The 21,404-nt window shown below is 62.7% G+C and carries 22 protein-coding genes and 1 other RNA gene; 14 read left to right on the top strand and 9 right to left on the bottom strand.

Annotated elements, in window-relative coordinates:
- Window positions 1-170 precede the first annotated feature (170 nt).
- From trxA to AA098_RS00915, 5 genes are all read left to right on the top strand, one after another.
- Window positions 171-500 carry a thioredoxin TrxA gene (gene trxA, locus AA098_RS00895; protein ID WP_003253660.1) on the top strand — a complete coding sequence of 110 codons (330 nt, stop codon included), beginning with the start codon at window positions 171-173 and terminating at the stop codon, window positions 498-500.
- 227 nt (window positions 501-727) lie between these two features.
- Window positions 728-1,987 carry a transcription termination factor Rho gene (rho, locus tag AA098_RS00900; RefSeq protein ID WP_003253661.1) on the top strand — a complete coding sequence of 420 codons (1,260 nt, stop codon included), beginning with the start codon at window positions 728-730 and terminating at the stop codon, window positions 1,985-1,987.
- A gap of 207 nt (window positions 1,988-2,194) precedes the next feature.
- Window positions 2,195-3,661 carry a 4-hydroxy-3-polyprenylbenzoate decarboxylase gene (gene ubiD / locus AA098_RS00905; RefSeq protein ID WP_003253663.1) on the top strand — a complete coding sequence of 489 codons (1,467 nt, stop codon included), beginning with the start codon at window positions 2,195-2,197 and terminating at the stop codon, window positions 3,659-3,661.
- Window positions 3,661-4,629, top strand: a complete 969-nt coding sequence (locus tag AA098_RS00910) for a CDP-6-deoxy-delta-3,4-glucoseen reductase (RefSeq protein WP_064613739.1) — start codon at window positions 3,661-3,663, stop codon at window positions 4,627-4,629. The genes ubiD and AA098_RS00910 overlap by 1 nt, the downstream gene beginning before the upstream one ends.
- A gap of 246 nt (window positions 4,630-4,875) precedes the next feature.
- Window positions 4,876-5,526 (top strand): gamma-glutamylcyclotransferase, encoded by a 651-nt coding sequence (locus AA098_RS00915; protein ID WP_012054059.1) that lies wholly within the window; start codon window positions 4,876-4,878, stop codon window positions 5,524-5,526.
- 165 nt (window positions 5,527-5,691) lie between these two features.
- Here the strand turns inward: AA098_RS00915 and AA098_RS00920 are convergent, their stop codons facing one another.
- Window positions 5,692-6,669 carry an NADPH:quinone oxidoreductase family protein gene (locus tag AA098_RS00920; protein WP_064613740.1) on the bottom strand — a complete coding sequence of 326 codons (978 nt, stop codon included), beginning with the start codon at window positions 6,667-6,669 and terminating at the stop codon, window positions 5,692-5,694.
- 157 nt (window positions 6,670-6,826) lie between these two features.
- On the opposite strand from AA098_RS00920, the gene AA098_RS00925 reads away from it, so the two are divergent.
- On the top strand, window positions 6,827-7,231 hold the full coding sequence (locus AA098_RS00925; RefSeq protein ID WP_003253671.1) for a flagellar basal body-associated protein FliL: 405 nt from the start codon (window positions 6,827-6,829) through the stop codon (window positions 7,229-7,231).
- 163 nt (window positions 7,232-7,394) lie between these two features.
- Window positions 7,395-7,829, top strand: coding sequence for a type II toxin-antitoxin system PemK/MazF family toxin (locus tag AA098_RS00930; RefSeq protein ID WP_060489058.1), 435 nt, complete (start codon window positions 7,395-7,397; stop codon window positions 7,827-7,829).
- 180 nt (window positions 7,830-8,009) lie between these two features.
- Here AA098_RS00930 and AA098_RS00935 read toward each other — a convergent pair whose 3' ends face one another.
- The 4 genes from AA098_RS00935 to AA098_RS00950 all read right to left on the bottom strand — a co-directional run bounded on the left by AA098_RS00935 (window position 8,010) and on the right by AA098_RS00950 (window position 13,345).
- Window positions 8,010-9,122, bottom strand: a complete 1,113-nt coding sequence (locus AA098_RS00935) for an ABC transporter permease (protein WP_003253673.1) — start codon at window positions 9,120-9,122, stop codon at window positions 8,010-8,012.
- Window position 9,123: 1 nt separating this feature from the next.
- Window positions 9,124-11,844 (bottom strand): ribosome-associated ATPase/putative transporter RbbA, encoded by a 2,721-nt coding sequence (rbbA, locus tag AA098_RS00940; RefSeq protein WP_014754796.1) that lies wholly within the window; start codon window positions 11,842-11,844, stop codon window positions 9,124-9,126.
- Entirely contained in the window at window positions 11,841-12,800 is a 960-nt protein-coding gene (locus AA098_RS00945; RefSeq protein WP_003253678.1) for an HlyD family secretion protein, read from the bottom strand. Before AA098_RS00945 ends, rbbA begins: the two co-directional genes overlap by 4 nt.
- 95 nt (window positions 12,801-12,895) lie before the next feature.
- Window positions 12,896-13,345 (bottom strand): EVE domain-containing protein, encoded by a 450-nt coding sequence (locus AA098_RS00950; RefSeq protein ID WP_003253680.1) that lies wholly within the window; start codon window positions 13,343-13,345, stop codon window positions 12,896-12,898.
- A 178-nt stretch (window positions 13,346-13,523) separates the two neighbouring features.
- On the opposite strand from AA098_RS00950, the gene AA098_RS29415 reads away from it, so the two are divergent.
- The gene (locus AA098_RS29415; RefSeq protein WP_003253683.1) at window positions 13,524-13,676 is read left to right on the top strand and encodes a hypothetical protein; all 153 of its coding nucleotides are present in this window, start codon (window positions 13,524-13,526) and stop codon (window positions 13,674-13,676) included.
- 19 nt (window positions 13,677-13,695) lie between these two features.
- Here AA098_RS29415 and AA098_RS00955 read toward each other — a convergent pair whose 3' ends face one another.
- The 4 genes from AA098_RS00955 to AA098_RS00970 form a co-directional block, all read right to left on the bottom strand.
- The gene (locus AA098_RS00955; protein WP_003253685.1) at window positions 13,696-14,304 is read right to left on the bottom strand and encodes a 5-formyltetrahydrofolate cyclo-ligase; all 609 of its coding nucleotides are present in this window, start codon (window positions 14,302-14,304) and stop codon (window positions 13,696-13,698) included.
- Window positions 14,305-14,429: 125 nt separating this feature from the next.
- A non-coding RNA gene (ssrS, locus tag AA098_RS00960) (6S RNA) lies at window positions 14,430-14,609 on the bottom strand.
- Between the two features lie 17 nt (window positions 14,610-14,626).
- A complete protein-coding gene (locus AA098_RS00965) occupies window positions 14,627-14,947 on the bottom strand; it encodes a cell division protein ZapA (RefSeq protein WP_003253687.1) in 321 nt (106 codons plus the stop codon).
- Window positions 14,944-15,126, bottom strand: coding sequence for a TIGR02449 family protein (locus AA098_RS00970; protein WP_029886233.1), 183 nt, complete (start codon window positions 15,124-15,126; stop codon window positions 14,944-14,946). Before AA098_RS00970 ends, AA098_RS00965 begins: the two co-directional genes overlap by 4 nt.
- A gap of 181 nt (window positions 15,127-15,307) precedes the next feature.
- On the opposite strand from AA098_RS00970, the gene AA098_RS00975 reads away from it, so the two are divergent.
- The 6 genes from AA098_RS00975 (at window position 15,308) to AA098_RS01000 (ending at window position 21,290) form a co-directional block, all read left to right on the top strand.
- Complete coding sequence (locus tag AA098_RS00975) at window positions 15,308-15,862, top strand: YecA family protein (RefSeq protein WP_014861353.1); 555 nt, start codon at window positions 15,308-15,310, stop codon at window positions 15,860-15,862.
- Window positions 15,863-15,883: 21 nt separating this feature from the next.
- Window positions 15,884-17,218, top strand: coding sequence for a Xaa-Pro aminopeptidase (gene pepP, locus AA098_RS00980; RefSeq protein WP_003253692.1), 1,335 nt, complete (start codon window positions 15,884-15,886; stop codon window positions 17,216-17,218).
- The gene (gene ubiH, locus AA098_RS00985) at window positions 17,215-18,414 is read left to right on the top strand and encodes a 2-octaprenyl-6-methoxyphenyl hydroxylase (protein ID WP_064613741.1); all 1,200 of its coding nucleotides are present in this window, start codon (window positions 17,215-17,217) and stop codon (window positions 18,412-18,414) included. Before pepP ends, ubiH begins: the two co-directional genes overlap by 4 nt.
- Window positions 18,411-18,893 (top strand): DUF4442 domain-containing protein, encoded by a 483-nt coding sequence (locus AA098_RS00990; RefSeq protein ID WP_003253696.1) that lies wholly within the window; start codon window positions 18,411-18,413, stop codon window positions 18,891-18,893. Before ubiH ends, AA098_RS00990 begins: the two co-directional genes overlap by 4 nt.
- Window positions 18,894-18,902: 9 nt before the next feature.
- The gene (locus tag AA098_RS00995) at window positions 18,903-20,120 is read left to right on the top strand and encodes a 2-octaprenyl-3-methyl-6-methoxy-1,4-benzoquinol hydroxylase (RefSeq protein ID WP_162996151.1); all 1,218 of its coding nucleotides are present in this window, start codon (window positions 18,903-18,905) and stop codon (window positions 20,118-20,120) included.
- 168 nt (window positions 20,121-20,288) lie between these two features.
- Window positions 20,289-21,290 carry an extracellular solute-binding protein gene (locus AA098_RS01000; protein WP_004575832.1) on the top strand — a complete coding sequence of 334 codons (1,002 nt, stop codon included), beginning with the start codon at window positions 20,289-20,291 and terminating at the stop codon, window positions 21,288-21,290.
- Window positions 21,291-21,404 lie beyond the last annotated feature (114 nt).

The raw sequence follows: 21,404 nt of genomic DNA on the forward strand, positions 1-21,404 counted from the left end.
TGGCCTTGATGCAAGGCAATGTGCCATTCGATTCTATGACGGCCATATGACAGTTTCGATTCGAGGCGTCTTGCGCAACTATAGTTACACTCAATCGTCCGTGGCTTCCTGTCCGGCGTAGGTGCGGCTATCATGGGCCACGTTTTTTGCTTACGACCCTGGAGATATCCATGAGCAGCGATCTGATCAAACATGTCACCGACGCCTCCTTCGAAGCCGATGTCCTGAAGGCCGAAGGCGCGGTACTGGTCGACTACTGGGCTGAATGGTGCGGTCCATGCAAGATGATCGCTCCGGTTCTGGACGACATCGCTTCCACCTACGAGGGCAAACTGACCGTCGCCAAGCTGAACATCGACGAGAATCAGGAAACCCCGGCCAAGCACGGTGTGCGTGGTATCCCGACGCTGATGCTGTTCAAGAACGGCAACGTCGAAGCCACCAAGGTTGGTGCACTGTCCAAATCGCAGCTGGCCGCATTCCTCGACGCCCACCTGTGATGTGAAAAGGCCCCGCAAATGCGGGGCTTTTCTTTTTCAGAGCACTAGACGCAGAAAAAAGCAAGTGTTACATTCGGCCTCGCACTGCTTTTCCAGTGCCCTCTACATGCCGTCGCCGAAGCATCCCTAATTCGAATCAGTACGCGATCCTGTCGCCATCCAGCGGCGCGGCCTCATTAAGCCAGAAGCTTAATTCTCCCTTCTTACATGATTACGTCATTCCCCTTATGAACCTGACTGAACTCAAGCAAAAGCCGATTACCGATCTTTTGGAAATGGCCGAACAGATGGGCATCGAAAACATGGCCCGTTCGCGCAAACAGGACGTGATTTTCGCCCTGCTGAAGAAGCATGCGAAAAGCGGCGAAGAGATCTCGGGTGACGGCGTGCTGGAGATTCTCCAGGATGGTTTCGGTTTCCTGCGTTCGGCTGATGCGTCCTACCTTGCCGGCCCAGACGACATCTATGTCTCGCCCAGCCAGATCCGCCGTTTCAACCTGCGTACCGGCGACACCATCGTCGGCAAGATCCGCCCACCGAAGGAAGGGGAGCGTTACTTCGCCCTGCTGAAGGTCGATACCATCAACTTCGACCGCCCGGAAAACGCGAAGAACAAGATCCTGTTCGAAAACCTGACGCCGCTGTTCCCGAACAAGCGCCTGAAGATGGAGGCCGGTAACGGCTCCACCGAGGACTTGACCGGTCGCGTCATCGACCTGTGCGCCCCGATCGGCAAAGGCCAGCGCGGCCTGATCGTTGCCCCGCCGAAAGCCGGTAAGACGATCATGCTGCAGAACATTGCGGCCAACATCACCCGTAACAACCCTGAGTGCCACCTGATCGTCCTGCTGATCGACGAGCGCCCGGAAGAAGTGACCGAAATGCAGCGCACCGTGCGTGGCGAAGTGGTTGCTTCCACCTTCGACGAGCCGCCAACCCGCCACGTGCAGGTTGCCGAGATGGTGATCGAGAAGGCCAAGCGCCTGGTCGAGCACAAGAAAGATGTGGTTATCCTGCTGGACTCGATCACTCGACTGGCGCGTGCCTACAACACCGTGATCCCGAGCTCCGGCAAGGTGCTGACCGGTGGTGTCGACGCCCACGCCCTCGAGAAGCCCAAGCGCTTCTTCGGTGCTGCGCGTAACATCGAGGAAGGCGGTTCGCTGACCATTATCGCCACTGCGCTGGTTGAAACCGGCTCGAAGATGGACGAAGTGATCTACGAAGAGTTCAAGGGTACCGGCAACATGGAGCTGCCGCTGGACCGCCGCATCGCCGAGAAGCGAGTGTTCCCGGCCATCAACATCAACCGTTCCGGTACCCGCCGCGAAGAGTTGCTGACCGCTGACGACGAACTGCAGCGTATGTGGATTCTGCGCAAGCTGCTGCACCCGATGGACGAAATCGCTGCCATCGAGTTCCTGGTCGACAAGCTCAAGCAGACCAAGACCAACGATGAGTTCTTCCTGTCGATGAAGCGCAAGTAAGCGAGCGTTTCAGGCTGGATTGATTGGGGCCGCCTTGCGGCCCTTCGCGGGCAAGCCCGCTCCTACACAGGTCACTGCGGCCCTTGTAGGAGCGGGCTTGCCCGCGAAGGGGTGCAAAGCGGCCCCAATGCATTTTCACCCCCAAACAAGGCCCGAACGGCGCTACACTCTGCACCCCGACCGATACGGCCAACACGAGGCTCCTGCATGCAGTATCGCGACTTGCGCGACTTCATCCGTGGCCTGGAACAGCGCGGCGAGCTCAAGCGCATCCAGGTACCGATCTCCCCCGTCCTGGAAATGACCGAGGTCTGCGACCGCACCCTGCGCGCCAAGGGCCCGGCATTGTTGTTCGAAAAGCCCACCGGCTTCGACATCCCAGTGCTGGGCAACCTGTTCGGTACTCCGGAGCGGGTGGCCATGGGCATGGGCGCCGAGTCGGTCAGCGAACTGCGGGAAATCGGCAAGCTGCTGGCCTTCCTCAAGGAGCCCGAGCCGCCCAAGGGCCTGAAGGACGCCTGGTCGAAGCTGCCGATCTTCAAGAAGGTCGTGTCGATGGCGCCAAAAGTGGTCAAGGACGCGGTGTGCCAGGAAGTGGTGGTCGAGGGTGACGATGTCGACCTTGGCACGCTGCCGATTCAGCACTGCTGGCCTGGCGACGTGGCGCCGCTGATTACCTGGGGCCTCACCGTGACCCGTGGTCCGAACAAGGACCGCCAGAACCTGGGCATCTACCGCCAGCAGGTGATCGGCCGCAACAAGGTGATCATGCGCTGGCTCAGCCACCGTGGCGGCGCCCTCGACTACCGAGAGTGGTGCGAGAAGAACCCCGGCCAGCCGTTTCCGGTCGCCGTGGCCCTGGGCGCTGACCCAGCGACCATTCTCGGCGCGGTGACCCCGGTCCCGGACACCCTTTCCGAGTACGCCTTCGCCGGCCTGCTGCGAGGCAATCGCACCGAACTGGTCAAGTGCCGTGGCAGCAACCTGCAGGTACCGGCAACCGCCGAGATCATTCTGGAAGGGGTGATCCACCCAGGCGAAATGGCCCCGGAAGGCCCTTACGGCGATCACACGGGCTACTACAACGAAGTGGACAGTTTCCCGGTGTTCACCGTTGAGCGCATCACCCACCGGCAAAAACCGATCTACCACAGCACCTACACCGGCCGGCCGCCAGATGAGCCGGCCATTCTCGGCGTGGCGCTGAACGAAGTGTTCGTGCCGATCCTGCAGAAGCAGTTCCCGGAAATCACCGACTTCTACCTGCCGCCGGAAGGCTGCTCGTACCGGATGGCGGTGGTGACCATGAAGAAACAGTACCCAGGCCACGCCAAGCGCGTAATGCTGGGTGTGTGGTCGTTCCTGCGACAGTTCATGTACACCAAGTTCGTTATTGTCACCGATGACGATATCAACGCTCGTGACTGGAACGATGTGATCTGGGCTATTACCACGCGCATGGACCCCAAGCGTGATACGGTAATGATTGACAATACCCCGATCGACTACCTGGACTTTGCGTCACCGGTGTCGGGGCTGGGTTCGAAGATGGGCCTGGACGCTACGCACAAGTGGCCGGGCGAGACTACACGCGAATGGGGCCGGGTCATCGTCAAGGATGAGGCCGTCACCCGCCGTATCGATGAGCTGTGGGATCAGTTGGGAATAGATTGATGCAGGTAACGTTGCAGCCGTCCGGGGCGGTGCTGGCGCTTGAACCCGGGGAACGGATCCTGGATGGAGCACGGCGGCTGGGCTATGACTGCCCAAACAGCTGCCGCAATGGCAATTGCCATGTTTGCGCCGCGTTGTTGGTTGAAGGACGGGTTCGCCAGGATGGCGAAGTCCGCGACCATGGTGAGTTGTTCACCTGCATTGCCGAACCGCTGGAGGACTGCGTGTTGCTCTGGGACGGTGTGCTTGCCTTGGGCGAGCTGCCAGTGCGCAAGCTGGCGTGCAGCGTCAGTGAGTGCGTCGACGTCGGCGGCGACGTCTGGCGGGTGCGCCTGCGTGCGCCTGCCGGTAAACCTCTGCGTTATCACGCGGGGCAATACCTGATGATCGAACGTGAGGGCGGCAAGCAGGCAGCTTTCTCGCTGGCGTCCGCGCCACATGCCGGGCGTGAACTGGAGCTGCATGTGCTGGCGCGTGAGCCCAGTGCGGTGCAACTGATCGACCAGCTGAGGCGAGATGGCCTGGCGCGCATTGAAATGCCGTTTGGCGACACCCACCTGGCCGAGCTGCCCGACGGGCCGCTGGTGCTGATTGCCGCCGGCACTGGCATGGGCCAGATGCACAGCCTGGTCGAGCACTGCCGGGCTCAGGGCTTCAAGCACCCGGTACACCTGTACTGGGGGGTGCGCCGGCCCGAGGATTTCTATCAGATCGAGCACTGGGACGAATGGCAGCGTCTGCCTAACCTGTTCCTGCATCAAGTGGTCAGCGACCTGTGTGGCTGGGAAGGCCGCTGCGGCTTGCTGCATGAAGCGGTCTGCGACGACATTGCCGACCTCAATAGCGTGCATGTGTATGCCAGCGGCTCACCGAACATGATCTACGCCACGCTCGACGCCCTGGTCGAAGCCGGTATGGATGCGCACCGCATGCGTGCCGATGTGTTCGCCTACGCGCCGCGCGGTTAATAACCGAAGTTTGAAAGTGTCGGTATAAGGCGGTAATTGTTACCGCCTTGGCCAATAACTTTCACCGCTGCTGAAACAGTACTTCCCAGTCGTCGGAGCCGTGTATGAAACACGTGCTCAAGGGCTTGAGTATTCCTGCAATTCTGGCCTATGGTTACTGCAAGCGCCCTTGGTAAAGCGGCCTGGGGCCGCAGCGTAATCGAAGCTCGCTACATCCGTAGTTCACAGGAATAATGGCGGCAGCTTATGTCGGCACTTGAAAGTATGTCTTGGGAAGTTTCATACCCTCCGGCACTTGATTTCGGTCAGCAACATACTCGCGAACAGTTGTTCAGCTCCATGAAAACAACCATGTCCAGGCATCAGGGTGGGCCGGTGTGGCTGTTTGCCTATGGTTCGTTGATCTGGCGCCCGGAGTGCAATTCGGTGGAGCGCCAGCGCGCGCGGGTACATGGTTATCACCGTGGCTTGTACCTGTGGTCGCATGAACATCGCGGTACCCCGGAAACGCCCGGGCTGGTGTTTGGCCTGGACCGCGGTGGCTCCTGCAGCGGCTTTGCCTACCGGCTGGATGAACGCAACCTGGACGACTCACTGATGGCCCTGTGGCAACGCGAGATGCCCTATCCGGCATACCGGCCGCACTGGCTCAACTGCCGCCTGGGCGATGGTAGCAAGGTGCAGGCCTTGGGCTTTGTACTGGAGCGGCATCTGCCGTGCTATGCCGGTAACTTGCCGGATACGTTGCTCAGCCAGATCCTGGCCAGTGCCAAGGGGCGTTATGGCACCACGCGTGACTATGTCGAGCAGACCTTGAATGCACTTCGCAGTCACCAGATGCCCGATCGCAACCTGGAAGCGCGATTCAGGCGTTGCCACAATCTGCGCGAAGTGTGAGCAACCTGTTCCGGCCTCTTCGCGGGTAATCCCTGTAGGCGCGGGTTTACCCGCGAATACGGTGGTGGCGACAACGGTGAACGGCGGGTGGAATTGGCCGGCAGGCCCGGCCCTTTCGCGGGTAAACCCGCGCCTACAGGCGACCGCGCAGAGGCCGGTACTGCCTTACCTGGCCAGCACCACCAACTTACCCACCGCCTGCCGTTGCCCCAGCTTCTCGATAGCAGCCCCGGCTTCTTCCAGTGGATAAGTCTGCGACACCAGCGGCTTCAACTTGCCCTCGGCATGCCAGGCAAACAGCTGGTGAAAGTTGGCCGCGTTGTCCTCCGGCTGGCGCTGGGCAAATGCCCCCCAGAACACGCCCAGTACCGCCGCGCCCTTGAGCAGCACCAGGTTGGCCGCCAGCTGTGGAATGCTGCCACTGGCAAAACCCACCACCAGCAGCCTGCCATTCCAGGCCAACCCGCGCACCGCTTGTTCGAACAGCTCGCCACCGACCGGGTCATAGATCACGTCCACGCCCTGGCCACCGGTCAGGCGTTTGATTTCTTCGCGCAGGTTGGCCTGGCTGTAGTCGATCAGCTCATCCGCCCCGGCAGCCTTGGCCACGGCCAGTTTCTCGGCACTGCTGGCCGCCGCGATCACCCGCGCGCCCATGGCCTTGCCGATCTCCACCGCCGCCAGGCCCACCCCGCCGGAAGCGCCCATTACCAGCAGGGTCTCGCCGGCTTGCAACTGGCCACGCTGGCGCAGGGCGTGCATCGAGGTGCCGTAGGTCATGCCGAAGGCCGCAGCGGTGGTGAAGTCCATGCTCGCCGGGATCGGCAGAACGTTATAGAACGGCACCGCCACTTGCTCGGCGAACGCACCCCAGCCGGTGAGCGCCATGACCCGGTCGCCGACCTTGAACGCGCCGGCCTTTTCGCCGACGGCGGCCACCACGCCTGCTGCCTCGCCACCTGGAGAGAACGGCAGCGGTGGCTGGAACTGGTACTTGCCTTCGATGATCAAGATGTCGGGGAAGTTGACCCCGGCAGCCTGCACGTCCAGCAGGATCTCGTTCTTCTTCGGCAGTGGGCTGGCCACCTCTTCCAGCACCAGGTTGCGCGCCGGACCCAGGGTTTTGCACAACACAGCTTTCATCGGGGCTATTCCTTTGCGGGTAGTGGCCGATAAGTGTAGGAGGGCCGCTTGGCAGGTCAACGAGCATGGCCCGCCCTGATGGGCCGGCATAAGCCCGGGCTTGGGTTTGAGCGGTGTGCTGGGTAAGCTGGCGCCAACTGTATTGAGGAGCGAATTCGTGAAAGCGTGGATCTTGATGGTGCTGGCGCTGCTGCTGCCGGCTGCGGCCATGGCCGAGGAAGCCAAGGAAGGGGTGCCCAAGGTCGCCTACATCAGTCTGAGCCCGCCCTTCGTTGGCAACTATGCGCTCGACGGCAGCCCGCGGCTGCGCGTGTACAAGGCTGACGTGGCCCTGCGCGTGACGGGCGACGAAGCGGCCAAGACGGTGAAGCACCACGAACCGCTGATCCGTAACCAGCTGGTGGCACTGTTCACCCAGCAGACGGTGGACAGCATGAGCAACGTCGAGGCCAAGGAGCATCTTCGCCAAGAGGCGCTGAAACAGGTGCAGCAGGTGCTGGAGGCGGAAGAGGGCAAGCCGATCGTTGAAGACTTGCTGTTCAACAACCTGATCGTGCAGTGACCTGAAACAGGGTGAGGTCCATCACTGGTAAGTCGGATTGAATTCAGGCTTACCCCGTGTGTAGGACCCTTCTGTCTTTCCTGTAAGCCCGCCAGTTTTCAGTTGTTGGGGCCATGGCCAAGCTAGATTGTGCCTTGTCTTCAGTTGCTCGAGAGTGTTGGCAATGGCTTTGAAGTACCAGCCGAAAGAGGCGACTGTACTGATGTGCGACTTTTCAGGCTTTCAAGTGCCTGAAATGATCAAGGTGCGTCCCGTGGTCGTTCTTCGCAAGCACAGTCAAAATCGCCAGTTAGTGACGATAGTCCCGTTGAGTACCACGGCACCGGATCACATGGCAGGGCATCACGTTGTGCTGCCGAGTTATCTGCCTGGTTCGGCCCTGACATGCTGGGCCAAGTGCGACATGATCTACACGGTGGCTACCTCCAGATTGGACAGATGTCGGGTCAAATCGCGGCAAGGAAGTGGTCGGGAATACATGACCTTTACAATGCGGCCAGAGCATTTCGCCGCCGTGAGGGCTGCAGTTGGCTTTACGCTGGGTTTCACACATCCAGCAACAGAGCGGTCTGTTGTCAATGTTACGCTCGATGCGTGATAATCAGCCTGTTCCCGCAAGGGGCTTGTAAGACTCTGAGGATCCTGGTTCGACCAGCAATTACAGAGCCGGGCAGGTATATGGCGATGACAAGTCGACCTGTCTGTGAGTAGGGCGCCGAAAGGCGCCCTTTGTCTTTGTGCCAGTTTTCCAATTTTCGGCGGACGCTCGCGCATGCCTTCAAGACGCCAGGCTCCGACGAAACCGTGCCAGCGCCACGCTGAAGAACACCAGGCCGATCAGCGTCAGCGCCAGGATATCCGGCCATACCACCGCCCACCCGGCATCCCTGAACAGGATTGCGGCACTCAGGCTGACAAAGTGCGTTGAGGGTGACCCTTGCATCACCCACTGCAGCCACTGCGGCATGCTGTCCAGAGGTGTGCTGCCGCCGGACAGCAACAGCATCGGGATGATCACCGGGATCGCCAGCAGGCCGAACTGCGGCGTCGAGCGCGCCAGGGTGGCGAGGAAAATGCCCAGCGATGTACTGGCGAACAGGTACAGCGCGGTCACGGCCAGGAACAGCCCCATCGAGCCAGACAGCGGCACGCCCAGTGCACCTTTGACGACTACCACCAACGAAATCCAGGTGCAGATCACCACCACCAGCGCGTTGCTGCCGATCTTGGCCAGCATGATCTCCAGCGCGGTCAACGGCAGCACCAGCAGGTGGTCGAGGGTGCCATGCTCACGCTCGCGCAGCAGCGCGGTCCCGGTGAGGATGATCGCCAGGATGGTGATGTTGTTGACGATCTGGATCACGGCCAGAAACCAGCCCCCCTCCAGGTTGGGGTTGAACAGCGCCTTGGGGTTGATCAGCACCGGGCTTTGCTCGTTACCACGCTGGCTGTAGTCGAGCAGCTCGCGCTCGAAGATGCGGCCGATGTAGCCGGCGCCCATGAACGCTTGGCTCATGGCTGTAGCATCGACGTTGATCTGCAGCTCCGGCGAGCGCCCGGCCAGCAGGTCGCTCTGAAAGTTCACCGGTATGTTGATGACGAAGGTGTACTGGCCGCTGTCCATGGCCTGGTCCAGGCGCTGCGGAGGCAGCGGCACGGCTGGCTGGAACTCGGGCGGTTGCAGGGCTTCGCTGAGCTTGCGCGAGAGCAGGCTATGGTCTTCATCCACCACCGCCACGCTGGCGTTGTGTACACCGATCACCGAGCCGGCTGCCGGCATGTAGATCGCCACGCTGAAGGCATATAGCAGGAACAGCAGCAGGACGCTGTCATGGCGCAGGCTGGTCAGTTCTTTCAGGCCCAGGCGCAGGGTGTGGTTCAGGCGCGACATGTCAGGCCTCCTGCTTTTTCAGCATTGCCAGGCTCAGGCCGGTGAACGCGGCAAAGAAGCTCAGCAGGATCAGGCACTGCGGCCACAACTCGCGCAGGCCTAACGCCTTGGTGAAGGTGCCGACTGCGATGTCGAGGAAGTAGCCCGCCGGGAACAACTGGCCCATCACCGCTGCCGCGCCGTCCAGCGACGAGCGTGGCACGATCAGCCCGGAAAACTGGATGGTCGGCAGGCTGGTAATGATCATGGTGCCGAGAATGGCGGCGATCTGGGTGCGGGTGAATGCCGAAATCAGCAGGCCCAGGCTGGTGGTTGCCAGCAGGTAGGCCACGCCGCCACATGCCAAAGCCAGTACGCTGCCCTTGAGCGGTACGGCGAACAGCCAGCGGTTCATCGCCACCAGCAGCGCCAGGTTGACCAGGCTCACAGCCAGGTAGGGCATCTGCTTGCCAAGCAGGAATTCCAGGCGGGTGAGGGGTGTGGCGTAGAAGTTGGTGATGGAGCCGAGCTCCTTCTCGCGCACGATGCCCAGTGCCGTGAGCATGGCCGGAATGAAGGCCAGTATCAGTGCCATCACACCCGGGCCGATGGCGTTCACGCTGACCACATCCTGGTTGTAGCGGAAACGCGTTTCCAGGCGCACCGGGTCCTGGCGCGGCTGCGGTTGTGGGCTGGCCTTTGCCAGTTGCTCCAGGTTGGCCTGGTGCACGGCTTCCACGTAGTTGCGGCTGGTTTCGGCGCGGAACGGCATGCCACCGTCGAGCCAGGCAGCCACCACCGGCTGGCGTCCTGCGTACAGGTCGCGACCAAAGCCGGGCGGAATTTCCAGTGCCAGTTTGATTTCCGAGCGTTGCAGGCGCTGGTGCAGCTCGCTGCTGTCGCGGATCGGCGCCTGTTCGGCGAAGTAGCGTGAGCCACGGAAGGCTTCGAGGTAGGCACGACTTTGCGGGCTCTGGTCCTGATCGTGCACGGCGAAGGCGAGGTTTTCCACATCCAGTGAAATGCCGTAGCCGAAGATCACCATCATGAACAGTGCACCCAGTAGGGCGAAGGCCAGGCGCACCTTGTCGCGCAGCAGCTCCTTGCCCTCACGGCCGGCCACTGCGAGCAGGCGACGCAGGCTGAAACCCTGGCGCAGCGGTAGGGTGGGGGTGGACGCCTGTTCCAGCACGCTGCTGTCGGTGGCGGCTGGCGCCAGTTCCTGGGCCTGTTCCAGGCAGCGGACGAACGCGTCTTCCAGCGTGTCGCCCTGGTACTGGTGCTGCAGGGCATCGGGCGTGTCGCAGGCCAGCACCCGCCCGGCGTGCATCAGCGAAATACGATCGCAGCGCTGGGCTTCGTTCATGAAGTGGGTGGAGAGGAAAATGGTCACGCCCTGCTCGCGGGACAGCTCTACCAGCAGGCGCCAGAAGTCGTCGCGGGCGGCGGGGTCGACGCCGGAGGTCGGTTCGTCGAGGATCAAGACTTCCGGGCGATGCAGAACCGCCACTGCCAGCGACAGGCGCTGGCGCAAACCAAGGGGCAGGGCGCCAGACGGTTGGTCGGCGATAGCGGCGAGGTCGAAGCGCTCGATCAGCTCATCGATGCGCTGGGCGCTCTCGGCTTTGGGCAAGTCGAACAGGCGGGCATGCAGGGCCAGGTTCTGCCGGGTGCTGAGCTCGCCATACAGAGAGAAACTCTGCGACATGAAGCCGACCCGCTTGCGTGTGGCCAGGTCGCTGGCGTCCACCGGGCGCCCCAGCAGGCTGGCGCTGCCCTCGCTGGCCGGCATTAGGCCGGTGAGCACTTTCATGGTGGTGGTCTTGCCGCAACCGTTGGAACCCAGGAAGCCGAAGATCTCCCCGCGGCCAATGGCGAAACTGACCTTGTTCACCGCTGTGAAGTCGCCAAAGCGCAGGGTCAGGTCGTGTGCCTCGATGGCGACCGGGCCGTCCGTGGCTTGGCGCGGCGGGATTGCCAGTGGTTGATGCTGCGCCTTGCCCGCGCCCTGGTAGTGGGTAAAGGCATCATCCAGTTTGCCGCTCGGGGTGACTGCAGCCAGTTCGTGGCTAGGGCCGGCGGCCAGCAGCCGGCCGCCATCGAGCATCAGGCAATGCTCGAACTGTTCGGCTTCTTCCATGTAGGCGGTAGCCACCAGCAGGGTCAGTTGCGGGCGTTGTGCGCGAACCTGTTCAACCAGCTCCCAGAAGCGCCGCCGCGACAGTGGGTCGACGCCGGTGGTCGGCTCGTCCAGGATAAGCAGGTCTGGCTCGTGGATCAGCGCGCAGCAAAGGCCCAGCTTCTGCTTCATGCCTCCCGACAGCTTGCCGGCCGGGCGCTGGGCAAAGCGCTGCAGGTCGGTGGCCTGCAACAGATTGGCCATGCGCTGTTCACACTCACGGCGGCCCAGCCCGAACAGGGTGGCAAAAAAACGGATGTTCTCGCTGATCGACAGTTCCGGGTACAGGTTGTTGCCCAGCCCTTGCGGCATGAACGCCACTTTGGGGTAGAGCGCCGTGCGATGGCGGCGTTGGCGGATCGAGCCACCCAGCACCTGCAGCTCTCCCTGCTGTAGGCGTTTCACGCCGGCGATCAGCCCCAGCAGGGTCGACTTGCCAGCCCCGTCAGGGCCTATCAGCGCGCAGCGGGTACCCACAGGGAGGCTGAAGCCTAGTGGGTGGAGGGCTATCACGTCGCCGTAACGGTGGCTGATGCCTTCGGCCAGCAGTGCCGGGGCGTTCATTGCAGGTTGGCCGGCCAGTCCACCTCAGCCGTGCGTACATAGCCGGCGCCTGGCATGCCTGGTTTGGCTTGCGGCACGGCGCCTGGGTCGCTCAGGCGCAGTTTGACCCGGAACACCAACTTTTGCCGTTCGTCGCGGGTTTCCACCTGTTTGGGGGTGAACTGGGCCTTGGCTGCGACAAAGGCCACCTTGGCCGGCAGCGCGCGCTCGGGCAGGGCGTCGAGCACGATGCGCGCCTGATCGCCTACGGTCAGCCGGCCGCTGGTAGAGGCCGGGAGGTACAGGTTCATGTACTGGTCGCTGGGGTCGATCAGCATCAGCACACGGCCGCCGGCACCCAGCACTTCACCGGGTTCGGCCAGGCGCAGCTGGATGATGCCGTTGATGGGCGCACGCAGGCTGCTGTCGTCGATTTCGCTGGTGAGCTGCGCCACTTGGGCTTCGGCGGCGCCAATGGCGGCCTTGATCGCTGCCAGTTGGGCGCGGGCAGCGACTACTGCTGCGTTGGCCGTGTCAAAGCGCGCCTGCTGTTGGTCGAGCAACTGCTGGCTGGCGAACTTGCGCTGGAAGATTTCGCGTACGCGCTTGAGCTCCTGGCTGGCCAACAGCAGTTCACTCTGGCGCAGTTGCACGGTGGCCTGGGCGGCGGCGTAGTTTTCCCGGGCGCGCAGCACTTCGGCTTCGGCCTGGCTGCGCTGGGCTTCCATGGTGCGTGTGTCGATGCGTGCCAGTAGCTGGCCACGGGTCACGTTGTCGCCTTCATCGACCAGTACTTCGGCCAGGCGACCGGGGATCTTGCTGGCGATCTGCACTTCGGTGGCTTCAAGGCGGCCGTTGCCCATGCTCAGGCCTTCGGGCAACTGGTCGTGAAGCGACTTCCAGTACCCCAGCCCGCCGGCTGCAGCGAGCAGTGCGATCAGTGCAGTGGCGAAGATTCTAGGGGCGTATCGGTTCATCGTTCTGCATCCTTGCGGTCATGCACAGTACATCATGCCTGGCGGCCATGTGTGGCGTGTTGATATCGGTCAAGCCCTTGACCTTAGCTGCGTATTCAGCGCAACGCGACAATCACCGCCCATTGCTCGGGCGTTACCGGCATGACCGACAGGCGGCTGCCTTTTTGCACCAGGGGCAACTCGACCAGACCGGCCTGCTGTTTCAGCCACCCCAGTTCCAGCACCCTTGGAAAGGTTTGTACGTGGGCCACATCCACCGCGCTCCACGGGTTCTTGTCGATCGTGGCCTTGGCATCGTGATAATGGCTTTCCGGGTCCAGCGCGGTCGGGTCCGGGTAGGCCGCGCGGGTGATTTTGGCAATGCCGGCGATGCCGGGTTGCGGGCAACTGGAGTGGTAGAAGAAGAACTCGTCACCCACGCTCATGGCCCGCAGAAAATTACGCGCCTGATAGTTGCGCACGCCGTCCCAGCGCGCTTCGCCCAAGCGTGCGAGGGCTTCGATGGAGAGCTCGTCGGGCTCGGATTTCATCAGCCAGTAAGCCATGGATGCTGCTCCTGAAAAGGTTTGAAATAACCTGTTGCACGAAACCGACAGCCGGTTGGCGTCAAGGTTTGCGTGCGGACGCATGTTGTCGGAAAATGCGCCCCGTTTAAAGCGCGTGCGCCGGCGGTACCCAGAATATCGCCGAGTACTGAACAGTTTGCCTGGGGGGCAATCTTCGATGAATCAACGTAAAAAGCCGGATCTGCTGTGGATCCTGGTGTTCATTTTTGGCCTGGGTGTGGTCACTACCGGTTATGCGCAAGGGTTCTGGGAGCGCAAGCTGGACAACGCCTATCAGATGCCGGTCGACGCCAGCCAGCCACAACGTTGATACCCCCCGCTGGCGCCGCTCAACGTGGCGCCAGGTACCAGCCACGGTCCGAGACCGTGCCCTTCAGCGGTACATCCCAACTGGCCTGCGCCAGCCGCTCGACCTTCTGGCATTCATGCGCCAGCCCCAGCAGCAACGGTTTTTTCCAGGTTTGCCGACGCGCCTGGTAGGCCAGGCTGCGATCATAGAAGCCACCGCCCATACCCAAGCGGCCGCCCACTTCGTCAAAACCGACCAGCGGTAGCAGAATCAGATCCAGCGCCCAGATCGGCCGCTGGCGTTTGCGATCGATGATCGGCTCTGGAATACGGAAGCGGTTGGGCTTGAGCTTCTCACCCTGCTCAAAACGCTGGAACACCATGCGCGTGCGCGGCCAGGCGTGCAGCACCGGCAGGTAGGTGCACTTGCCGCGACGCTGGGCTTCGCGCATCAGCAGGCGAGGGTCGATTTCACCGTCGTTGGGCAGGTACAGGGCGATGTGGCGGGCGCGGCGGAACAAGGGGTGTTGCGCCAGTTGGCGGTACAGGCCGAGGGTGGCCTGGCGTTGCTGGGCAGGGGTAAGGGCGCGGCGGGCATTGCGAAGCAGGCGACGAAGCTGGGGACGGGTGAGCGGCACGTTTTCGGTCATGGCACGGGCAATCCCAGATGTGCTGGCTTGGTACGAACAGTGCCTGCGCGGTGAATCGTCGTACAAAGCTTGAATAAAGTCGGCCAAAACGAATTGCCCGCCTTGGGGGGCGGGCAAGAAAATTCAGGCTCCCCGATAAGACCGCTATCGGTGTAGCCCTTGAACCCGAAAGTTCAAGGTGGAGATTGCAGGGGGCGTTAAGGCTTTCCGTCGGGCGGACATGCACACCGGCCCCAGCGTGCAACCCCCGTGGTTGTGCGTATCGGCTCAGGGACATAACCGACTGGCGCATCCCCCAGGGAGTGGCGCCAGTATACCAATCTCAGCCGATTTTGGTATCCGTGTCGTCGGACAAAGCCTTATCTACCCGATCCAGCAGGTCGCGCACCTGTTCGCGGTTTGTGCCGCTGACCGGCGCATCGTTGCGGTCTTCCTGGCGGTGCAGCATTTCGTGGGTAATGTTCAACGCCGCCATCACCGCGATGCGGTCGGCACCGATCACCTTGCCGCTGCTGCGGATCTCGCGCATCTTGCCGTCCAGGTAGCGCGCAGCGCTGACCAGGTTGTTGCGCTCTTCCGGCGGGCAGATGATCGAGTATTCCTTGTCGAGGATCTGCACGGTGACGCTATTGCTTGAACTCATGAGTCTTGCTCCAGAGCCTTGAGGCGTAAAATCATCGACTCGACTTTGCGCTTGGCGATCTCGTTCTTTTCGATGAGGTGGGCGCGCTCTTCGCGCCAGGATTTTTCCTGAGCTACTAGGAGTGCATTTTGCCGTTTTAGTTGCTCGACGCGTTCGATCAGCAACTCGAATCGGCTCATCAGTGCCTGCAGGTCGTTCTCTTGCGTGGGTTGCACTCGATTCGCTCCGTCGTTGAGTCACCTGGCGATGATGCCTCTCCCTGGGCGGCAACGGCCAGTGCCGATGGTCTTGGCGCGCCTGCCGGTGCTAGGATACAAGGTCTTCATTCTAGACATTGCGCCGTCTGGCGCCTAGCTGCCCATGCCCAATACTCAATCGCCCTACAACGCTTTCGCCATGCTGCTCTCGAGCAATGGCCATCCTGTCACCCCGGCCGAACTGCACGGCCTGCTGATTGGCCGCAGCTGCGCCGGCGCCGGCTTCGATGCCGATGCCTGGTTGGCCGATGCCGCCCAACTGCTGGAAATCGAGCCTGGTGACAGTGTCCGCAACGCCTTGGTCGGCTTGCAGGAAATGGTCAAGGGCGAGCTGACCAGCGACGACATGGCGATCGTCCTGCTGCTGCCTTCCGATGATGCTCCACTGAGCGACCGCGCCACCGCGCTGGGCCAGTGGTGCCAAGGCTTCGTGACCGGTTTCGGCCTGAACGCTGGCGGTAAGGACTTGTCCGATGAGGCCAAGGAAGTGCTGCAGGACCTGGTGGCCATTTCGCAGGTCCAGGAAGCGCTCGAAGAGTCCGAAGACGGCGAGAGCGACTACATGGAAGTCATGGAATACCTGCGTGTGGCGCCCCTGCTGCTGTTCTCCGAACTGGCCAAGCCGGCCGCACCCGCCCCCAAGCCCTCGCTGCACTGATCAACCAGGGGTAGTCTGCCCATGAGCCACATTCCCAAGGCCGAGTATGCCCGTCGGCGCAAGGCGCTGATGGCGCAGATGGTCCCCAACAGCATCGCCATTCTGCCCGCCGCCGCGGTTGCCATCCGCAACCGCGACGTCGAGCACGTGTACCGCCAGGACAGCGACTTCCAGTACCTCAGCGGCTTCCCGGAGCCCGAGGCGGTGATTGCTTTGATTCCAGGGCGCGAGCATGGCGAGTACGTGCTGTTCTGCCGTGAACGCAACCCCGAGCGCGAGCTGTGGGACGGCCTGCGGGCCGGCCAGGAAGGGGCGGTGCGCGATTTCGGCGCTGACGATGCCTTCCCCATCACGGATATCGACGAAATCCTGCCTGGCCTGATCGAAGGCCGGGAGCGGGTCTACAGCGCCATGGGCAGCAACCCGGAGTTCGACCGCCGGCTGATGGACTGGATCAACGTGATCCGCTCCAAGGCACGCCTGGGCGCCCAGCCACCGAACGAGTTCGTTGCGCTGGATCATCTGCTGCATGATATGCGCCTGTATAAATCGGCGGCGGAAGTGAAGGTGATGCGTGCTGCTGCAGACATTTCTGCGCGTGCCCATGTGCGGGCCATGCAGGCCTGCCGCGCCGGGCTGCACGAGTACAGCCTGGAAGCCGAGCTGGACTACGAATTCCGCAAGGGCGGGGCGAAGATGCCGGCCTACGGCTCGATCGTTGCGGCCGGGCGCAATGGCTGCATCCTGCACTATCAACAGAACGATGCGCCGCTCAAGGATGGCGACCTGGTGCTGATCGACGCCGGCTGCGAAATCGACTGCTATGCCAGCGACATCACCCGCACCTTCCCGGTCAGTGGGCGGTTTTCGCCCGAGCAGAAGGCCATCTACGAGCTGGTGCTAAAGGCGCAGGCGGCGGCGTTTGCCGAAATAGCCCCCGGCAAGCACTGGAACCACGCCCATGAGGCGACCGTGCGGGTCATCACCGCGGGCCTGGTGGAGCTGGGCTTGCTCGAAGGTGATGTGCAGGCGCTGATCGACAGCGAAGCCTATCGCGCCTTCTACATGCACCGCGCCGGGCACTGGCTGGGCATGGATGTGCATGACGTGGGCGAGTACAAGGTGGGCGGCGAGTGGCGGGTGCTGGAACCCGGCATGGCGCTGACCGTGGAGCCGGGTATCTACATTGGCGCCGACAATCAGGCCGTGGCCAAAAAGTGGCGCGGCATTGGGGTAAGGATCGAGGACGACGTGGTAGTGACCAGGCAAGGTTGTGAAATCCTGACTTCGGGCGTGCCGCGTACCGTCGCCGAGATCGAGGCGCTGATGCAGGCTGCCCGCAAGGCCGTGGCATGAGCCGGGTAAACCTGGCGATCATCGGCGGTGGCCTGGTTGGCGCAAGCCTGGCGTTGGCCCTGCAGGCCGGCGCCAAGGCGCGCGGCTGGAAGATCCTGCTGATCGAGCCGTTCGCCCCCGGCGACAGCTACCAGCCCAGCTACGATGCGCGCTCGTCGGCATTGTCCTTCGGCACCCAGCAGATTTATCAGCAACTGGGCCTGTGGCAGGTCATCGGCCACCGCGCCGAGCCTATTCGCCAGATTCACGTGTCCGACCGTGGTCGCTTTGGCGCCACCCGCCTGGATGCCCTGGAAGAGGGCGTACCGGCGCTGGGTTACGTGGTGGAAAACGCCTGGCTCGGCCAGTGCCTGTGGCAAGGGCTGGACAGCGAGGTGGTGAGCTGGCGCTGCCCGGCCGAAGTGACCTCGATGCAGGCCATCGAACGCGGTTACCGCCTGCGGCTGAACGACGACACCCAGCTGGAATGTGACCTGGCGGTACTGGCCGATGGTGGCCGCTCTGGCCTGCGCGAGCAGTTGGGTATCCATGTACGCCACACGCCTTACCAGCAGAGCGCGTTGATCGCCAACATTACCCCGGGTGAGGCCCACGGCGGCCAGGCTTTCGAGCGCTTCACCGAAGAGGGCCCCATGGCCTTGCTGCCGTTGCCGGAAAACCGCTGCGCACTGGTGTGGACCCGCCAGGGCATGGATGCGCGGCGCCTGGCCGACATCGACGAGCGCAGCTTCCTGCGCGAACTGCAGGGTGTGTTCGGCTACCGCTTGGGCGCGCTGCGCCAGGTAGGCGCACGGCACCTCTACCCGCTGTCCTTGATCGAGGCCCAGGAGCAGGTGCGGCCGCACCTGGTGGTGCTGGGCAACGCAGCACACAGCCTGCACCCCATCGCGGGCCAGGGTTTCAATCTGTCGTTGCGTGACGTGCAATCCCTGGCCGAGGCGCTGCTGGCGGGGCCACAACAGCCTGGCGACCTGACCACGCTGCAGGCCTATCACCAGCGCCAGCGCCTGGACCAGGCGATGACCATCGGCTTCTCTGACCAGGTCACCCGCCTGTTTGGCAGCAATCAGCCGTTGCTGGCTGCCGGGCGCAACCTTGGCCTGCTTGGGCTCGACCTGCTGCCACCGGCAAAAAGCTGGTTCGCCCGCCAGGCCATGGGCCTGGGCACCCGCCCTGATCCGCGGGGCCAGGCATGAGCAACCCGCGTAAACTGGCGCGTCGGGCGCGCATGCTGCGCTGGATGCTGAACCTCTACCCACCATACCTGGGTGCCGGTATCCGTGTGCAGCACATCAGCCCGGACCTGCGTAGCGTCAAGGTGGCGATGAAACTGACTCGCTGGAACCGCAATTACGTCGGTACCCAGTTCGGTGGCAGCCTGTATGCCATGGTCGATCCGTTCTACATGCTGCTGTTGATCGAGCAGCTGGGGCGTGACTACATCGTCTGGGACAAGGCCGCCAGCATCGATTTCATCTCGCCGGGCAAAGGCCCGGTGTATGCCGAATTCCACGTCGATGATGCGCTGCTGCAGGAAATCCGCCAGCAGGCCGCCACCGGCAAGAAATGCCTGCCGCGTTTGCAGGTCGATATCCGCGATGGCGCCGGCGAGTTGGTGGCGCGGGTCGATAAAACCCTATACGTGCGGCTCAAGCCGCAAGCGAGGCTGGCGTAAGGCATGGACATGCGCGCAGATCTGTTGATTGTGGGTGCCGGTATGGTCGGCAGCGCCCTGGCCTTGGCGTTGCGCCACAGTGGCCTGCAAATTTTGTTGCTCGACGGTGGCCCGCTGACGGTCGTACCTTTCGATGCCCAGGCCCCGTTCGAGCCGCGTGTCAGCGCGCTATCGGCGGCCAGCCAGCGCATCCTCGAGCGCCTTGGCGCTTGGGACGGCATTGCCCAGCGACGCGCCACGCCGTATTCCGACATGCATGTGTGGGATGGCAGCGGCACCGGTCAGATTCACTTCTCGGCGGCCAGTGTGCATGCCCAGGTGCTCGGCCATATCGTCGAGAACCGGGTGGTGCAGGACGGCCTGCTGGAGCGCCTGCACGACAGCGACATCGGCCTGCTGGCCAATGCGCGGCTGGAGCAATTACGCCGCTCTGGCGATGAGTGGCTGCTGACGTTGGCCGATGGCCGGCAACTGCGTGCACCGTTGGTGATCGCCGCCGACGGTGCCAATTCGGCGGTGCGGCGTCTGGCCGGCTGCGAAACCCGCGAATGGGACTACCTGCACCATGCCATTGTCACCAGCGTGCGTTGCAGCGCCGGGCACCAGGCCACGGCCTGGCAGCGCTTCACTGACGAAGGGCCATTGGCCTTTTTGCCCTTGAGCCGCGATGGCCAGCAAGACTGGTGCTCAATCGTATGGTCGACCACTCCGGAGCATGCCGAGCAGCTGATGGCGATGGATGAAGCGGCCTTCCTGCAAGCCCTCGGGCGTGCCTTCGAGGGCCGCCTGGGCGACGTGTTGCAGGCCGACCCAAGGGTATGCGTGCCGCTGCGTCAGCGCCACGCCAAGCGCTATGTGGGTGAAGGCCTTGCATTGATTGGCGATGCCGCGCACACCATCCACCCGCTGGCCGGGCAGGGTGTGAACCTCGGCTTCCTCGACGCGGCGGTGCTGGCCGAGGTGCTGGTCAATGCTTGCGAGCGCGGCGAGAGACTGGCCGATGTGAAGGTGCTGAGCCGTTACGAGCGCCGGCGCATGCCACACAACCTGGCGTTGATGGCGGCGATGGAGGGCTTCGAGAGGTTGTTCCAGGCCGATCCGCTGCCGTTGCGCTGGTTGCGCAACAGCGGGTTGAAACTGGTGGAGCAGATGCCGGAGGCCAAGGCGCTGTTTGTGCGCCAGGCGTTGGGTTTGAGTGGTGACCTGCCAGATCTGGCCAAGGCTTGAGAGTGCCGGGGCCGCTCTGCGGCCCTTTCGCGACACTAGGCCGCTCCCACAGTGTGGCGCAATCACCTGTGGCAGCCCTTTGCAACATCCGGTAACGGCTAGGTAGGTGAGCCAGAAAATGGGATTCACTACCATTCGCACCTCTCATACGATCGAGGAGTGCATTTCATGTTGCCACGCAAGCCCCTACTGGCCGCCTTGGCCCTGACCCTGTTCGGCGGCACTGCCCAGGCAGCGGACGAAGTGGTGGTGTACTCCTCGCGCATCGACGAGCTGATCAAGCCGGTGTTCGATGCCTATACCGCCAAGACCGGGGTCAAGATCAAGTTCATCACCGACAAGGAAGCCCCGCTGATGCAGCGCATCAAGGCCGAGGGCGATAACGGCGTGGCCGACCTGCTGCTGACCGTCGATGCAGGCAACCTGTGGCAGGCCGAGCAGATGGGCATTCTGCAGCCGATCGAGTCCGACGTCATCGACCAGAACATCCCGGCGCAGTACCGCGCCTCGTCCCATGACTGGACCGGCCTGAGCCTGCGCGCCCGCACCATCATCTACTCCACCGAGCGGGTCAAACCCGAGGAGTTGAGCACCTACGAAGCCCTGGCTGACAAACAGTGGGAAGGCCGTCTGTGCCTGCGCACGGCCAAGAAGGTGTACAACCAGTCGCTGACCGCCACCCTGATCGAAACCCACGGTGAGGCCAAGACCGAGCAAATCGTCAAAGGGTGGGTCAACAACCTGTCCACCGATGTGTTCTCCGACGACAACGCGGTGATCCAGGCCATCGAGGCCGGGCAGTGTGATGTGGGCGTGGTCAACACCTACTACTACGGCCGTCTGCACAAGCAGAACCCGAACCTGCCGGTGAAGATCTTCTGGCCCAACCAGGGTGACCGTGGTGTGCACGTGAACCTGTCGGGCATTGGCCTGACCAAGCATGCGCCACACCCGGAGGCCGCGAAGAAACTGGTGGAATGGATGACCGGCGAAGAAGCGCAAAAGCTGTTTGCTGATATCAACCAGGAGTTCCCGGCCAACCCGAAGGTGAAGCCATCGGAGGAAGTGGCGGCGTGGGGCAGCTTCAAGGCCGACAGCATTCCGGTGGAAATTGCCGGCAAGCGCCAGGCTGAAGCCATTCGCTTGATGGATCGGGCTGGCTACAACTAAGCGCCAGGCCTTATCCTCTTTGGGCCCGTTAGGGCCCTTTCGCGGGTAAACCCGCTCCTACGGGATCTGCACTGCCTTGCGCGGTCCCCGTAGGAGCGGGTTTACCCGCGAACG

The organism is Pseudomonas sp. JY-Q (assembly GCF_001655295.1).
GTDB lineage: Bacteria > Pseudomonadota > Gammaproteobacteria > Pseudomonadales > Pseudomonadaceae > Aquipseudomonas > Aquipseudomonas alloputida.

What these genes read in the sequence shown, in the direction of transcription:
- AA098_RS00910 (WP_064613739.1), top strand. Translation starts at nt 3,661, where the DNA reads ATGCAGGTAACGTTGCAGCCGTCCGGGGCGGTGCTGGCGCTTGAACCC.
- AA098_RS00930 (WP_060489058.1), top strand. Translation starts at nt 7,395, where the DNA reads ATGGCTTTGAAGTACCAGCCGAAAGAGGCGACTGTACTGATGTGCGAC.
- AA098_RS00965 (WP_003253687.1), bottom strand. Translation starts at nt 14,947, where the DNA reads ATGAGTTCAAGCAATAGCGTCACCGTGCAGATCCTCGACAAGGAATAC.
- AA098_RS29415 (WP_003253683.1), top strand. Translation starts at nt 13,524, where the DNA reads ATGAATCAACGTAAAAAGCCGGATCTGCTGTGGATCCTGGTGTTCATT.
- rbbA (WP_014754796.1), bottom strand. Translation starts at nt 11,844, where the DNA reads ATGAACGCCCCGGCACTGCTGGCCGAAGGCATCAGCCACCGTTACGGC.
- rho (WP_003253661.1), top strand. Translation starts at nt 728, where the DNA reads ATGAACCTGACTGAACTCAAGCAAAAGCCGATTACCGATCTTTTGGAA.
- AA098_RS00970 (WP_029886233.1), bottom strand. Translation starts at nt 15,126, where the DNA reads ATGAGCCGATTCGAGTTGCTGATCGAACGCGTCGAGCAACTAAAACGG.
- AA098_RS00950 (WP_003253680.1), bottom strand. Translation starts at nt 13,345, where the DNA reads ATGGCTTACTGGCTGATGAAATCCGAGCCCGACGAGCTCTCCATCGAA.
- AA098_RS00975 (WP_014861353.1), top strand. Translation starts at nt 15,308, where the DNA reads ATGCCCAATACTCAATCGCCCTACAACGCTTTCGCCATGCTGCTCTCG.
- AA098_RS00990 (WP_003253696.1), top strand. Translation starts at nt 18,411, where the DNA reads ATGAGCAACCCGCGTAAACTGGCGCGTCGGGCGCGCATGCTGCGCTGG.
- AA098_RS00915 (WP_012054059.1), top strand. Translation starts at nt 4,876, where the DNA reads ATGTCGGCACTTGAAAGTATGTCTTGGGAAGTTTCATACCCTCCGGCA.
- AA098_RS00995 (WP_162996151.1), top strand. Translation starts at nt 18,903, where the DNA reads ATGCGCGCAGATCTGTTGATTGTGGGTGCCGGTATGGTCGGCAGCGCC.
- AA098_RS00955 (WP_003253685.1), bottom strand. Translation starts at nt 14,304, where the DNA reads ATGACCGAAAACGTGCCGCTCACCCGTCCCCAGCTTCGTCGCCTGCTT.
- ubiH (WP_064613741.1), top strand. Translation starts at nt 17,215, where the DNA reads ATGAGCCGGGTAAACCTGGCGATCATCGGCGGTGGCCTGGTTGGCGCA.
- AA098_RS01000 (WP_004575832.1), top strand. Translation starts at nt 20,289, where the DNA reads ATGTTGCCACGCAAGCCCCTACTGGCCGCCTTGGCCCTGACCCTGTTC.
- pepP (WP_003253692.1), top strand. Translation starts at nt 15,884, where the DNA reads ATGAGCCACATTCCCAAGGCCGAGTATGCCCGTCGGCGCAAGGCGCTG.
- trxA (WP_003253660.1), top strand. Translation starts at nt 171, where the DNA reads ATGAGCAGCGATCTGATCAAACATGTCACCGACGCCTCCTTCGAAGCC.
- ubiD (WP_003253663.1), top strand. Translation starts at nt 2,195, where the DNA reads ATGCAGTATCGCGACTTGCGCGACTTCATCCGTGGCCTGGAACAGCGC.
- AA098_RS00935 (WP_003253673.1), bottom strand. Translation starts at nt 9,122, where the DNA reads ATGTCGCGCCTGAACCACACCCTGCGCCTGGGCCTGAAAGAACTGACC.
- AA098_RS00945 (WP_003253678.1), bottom strand. Translation starts at nt 12,800, where the DNA reads ATGAACCGATACGCCCCTAGAATCTTCGCCACTGCACTGATCGCACTG.
- AA098_RS00920 (WP_064613740.1), bottom strand. Translation starts at nt 6,669, where the DNA reads ATGAAAGCTGTGTTGTGCAAAACCCTGGGTCCGGCGCGCAACCTGGTG.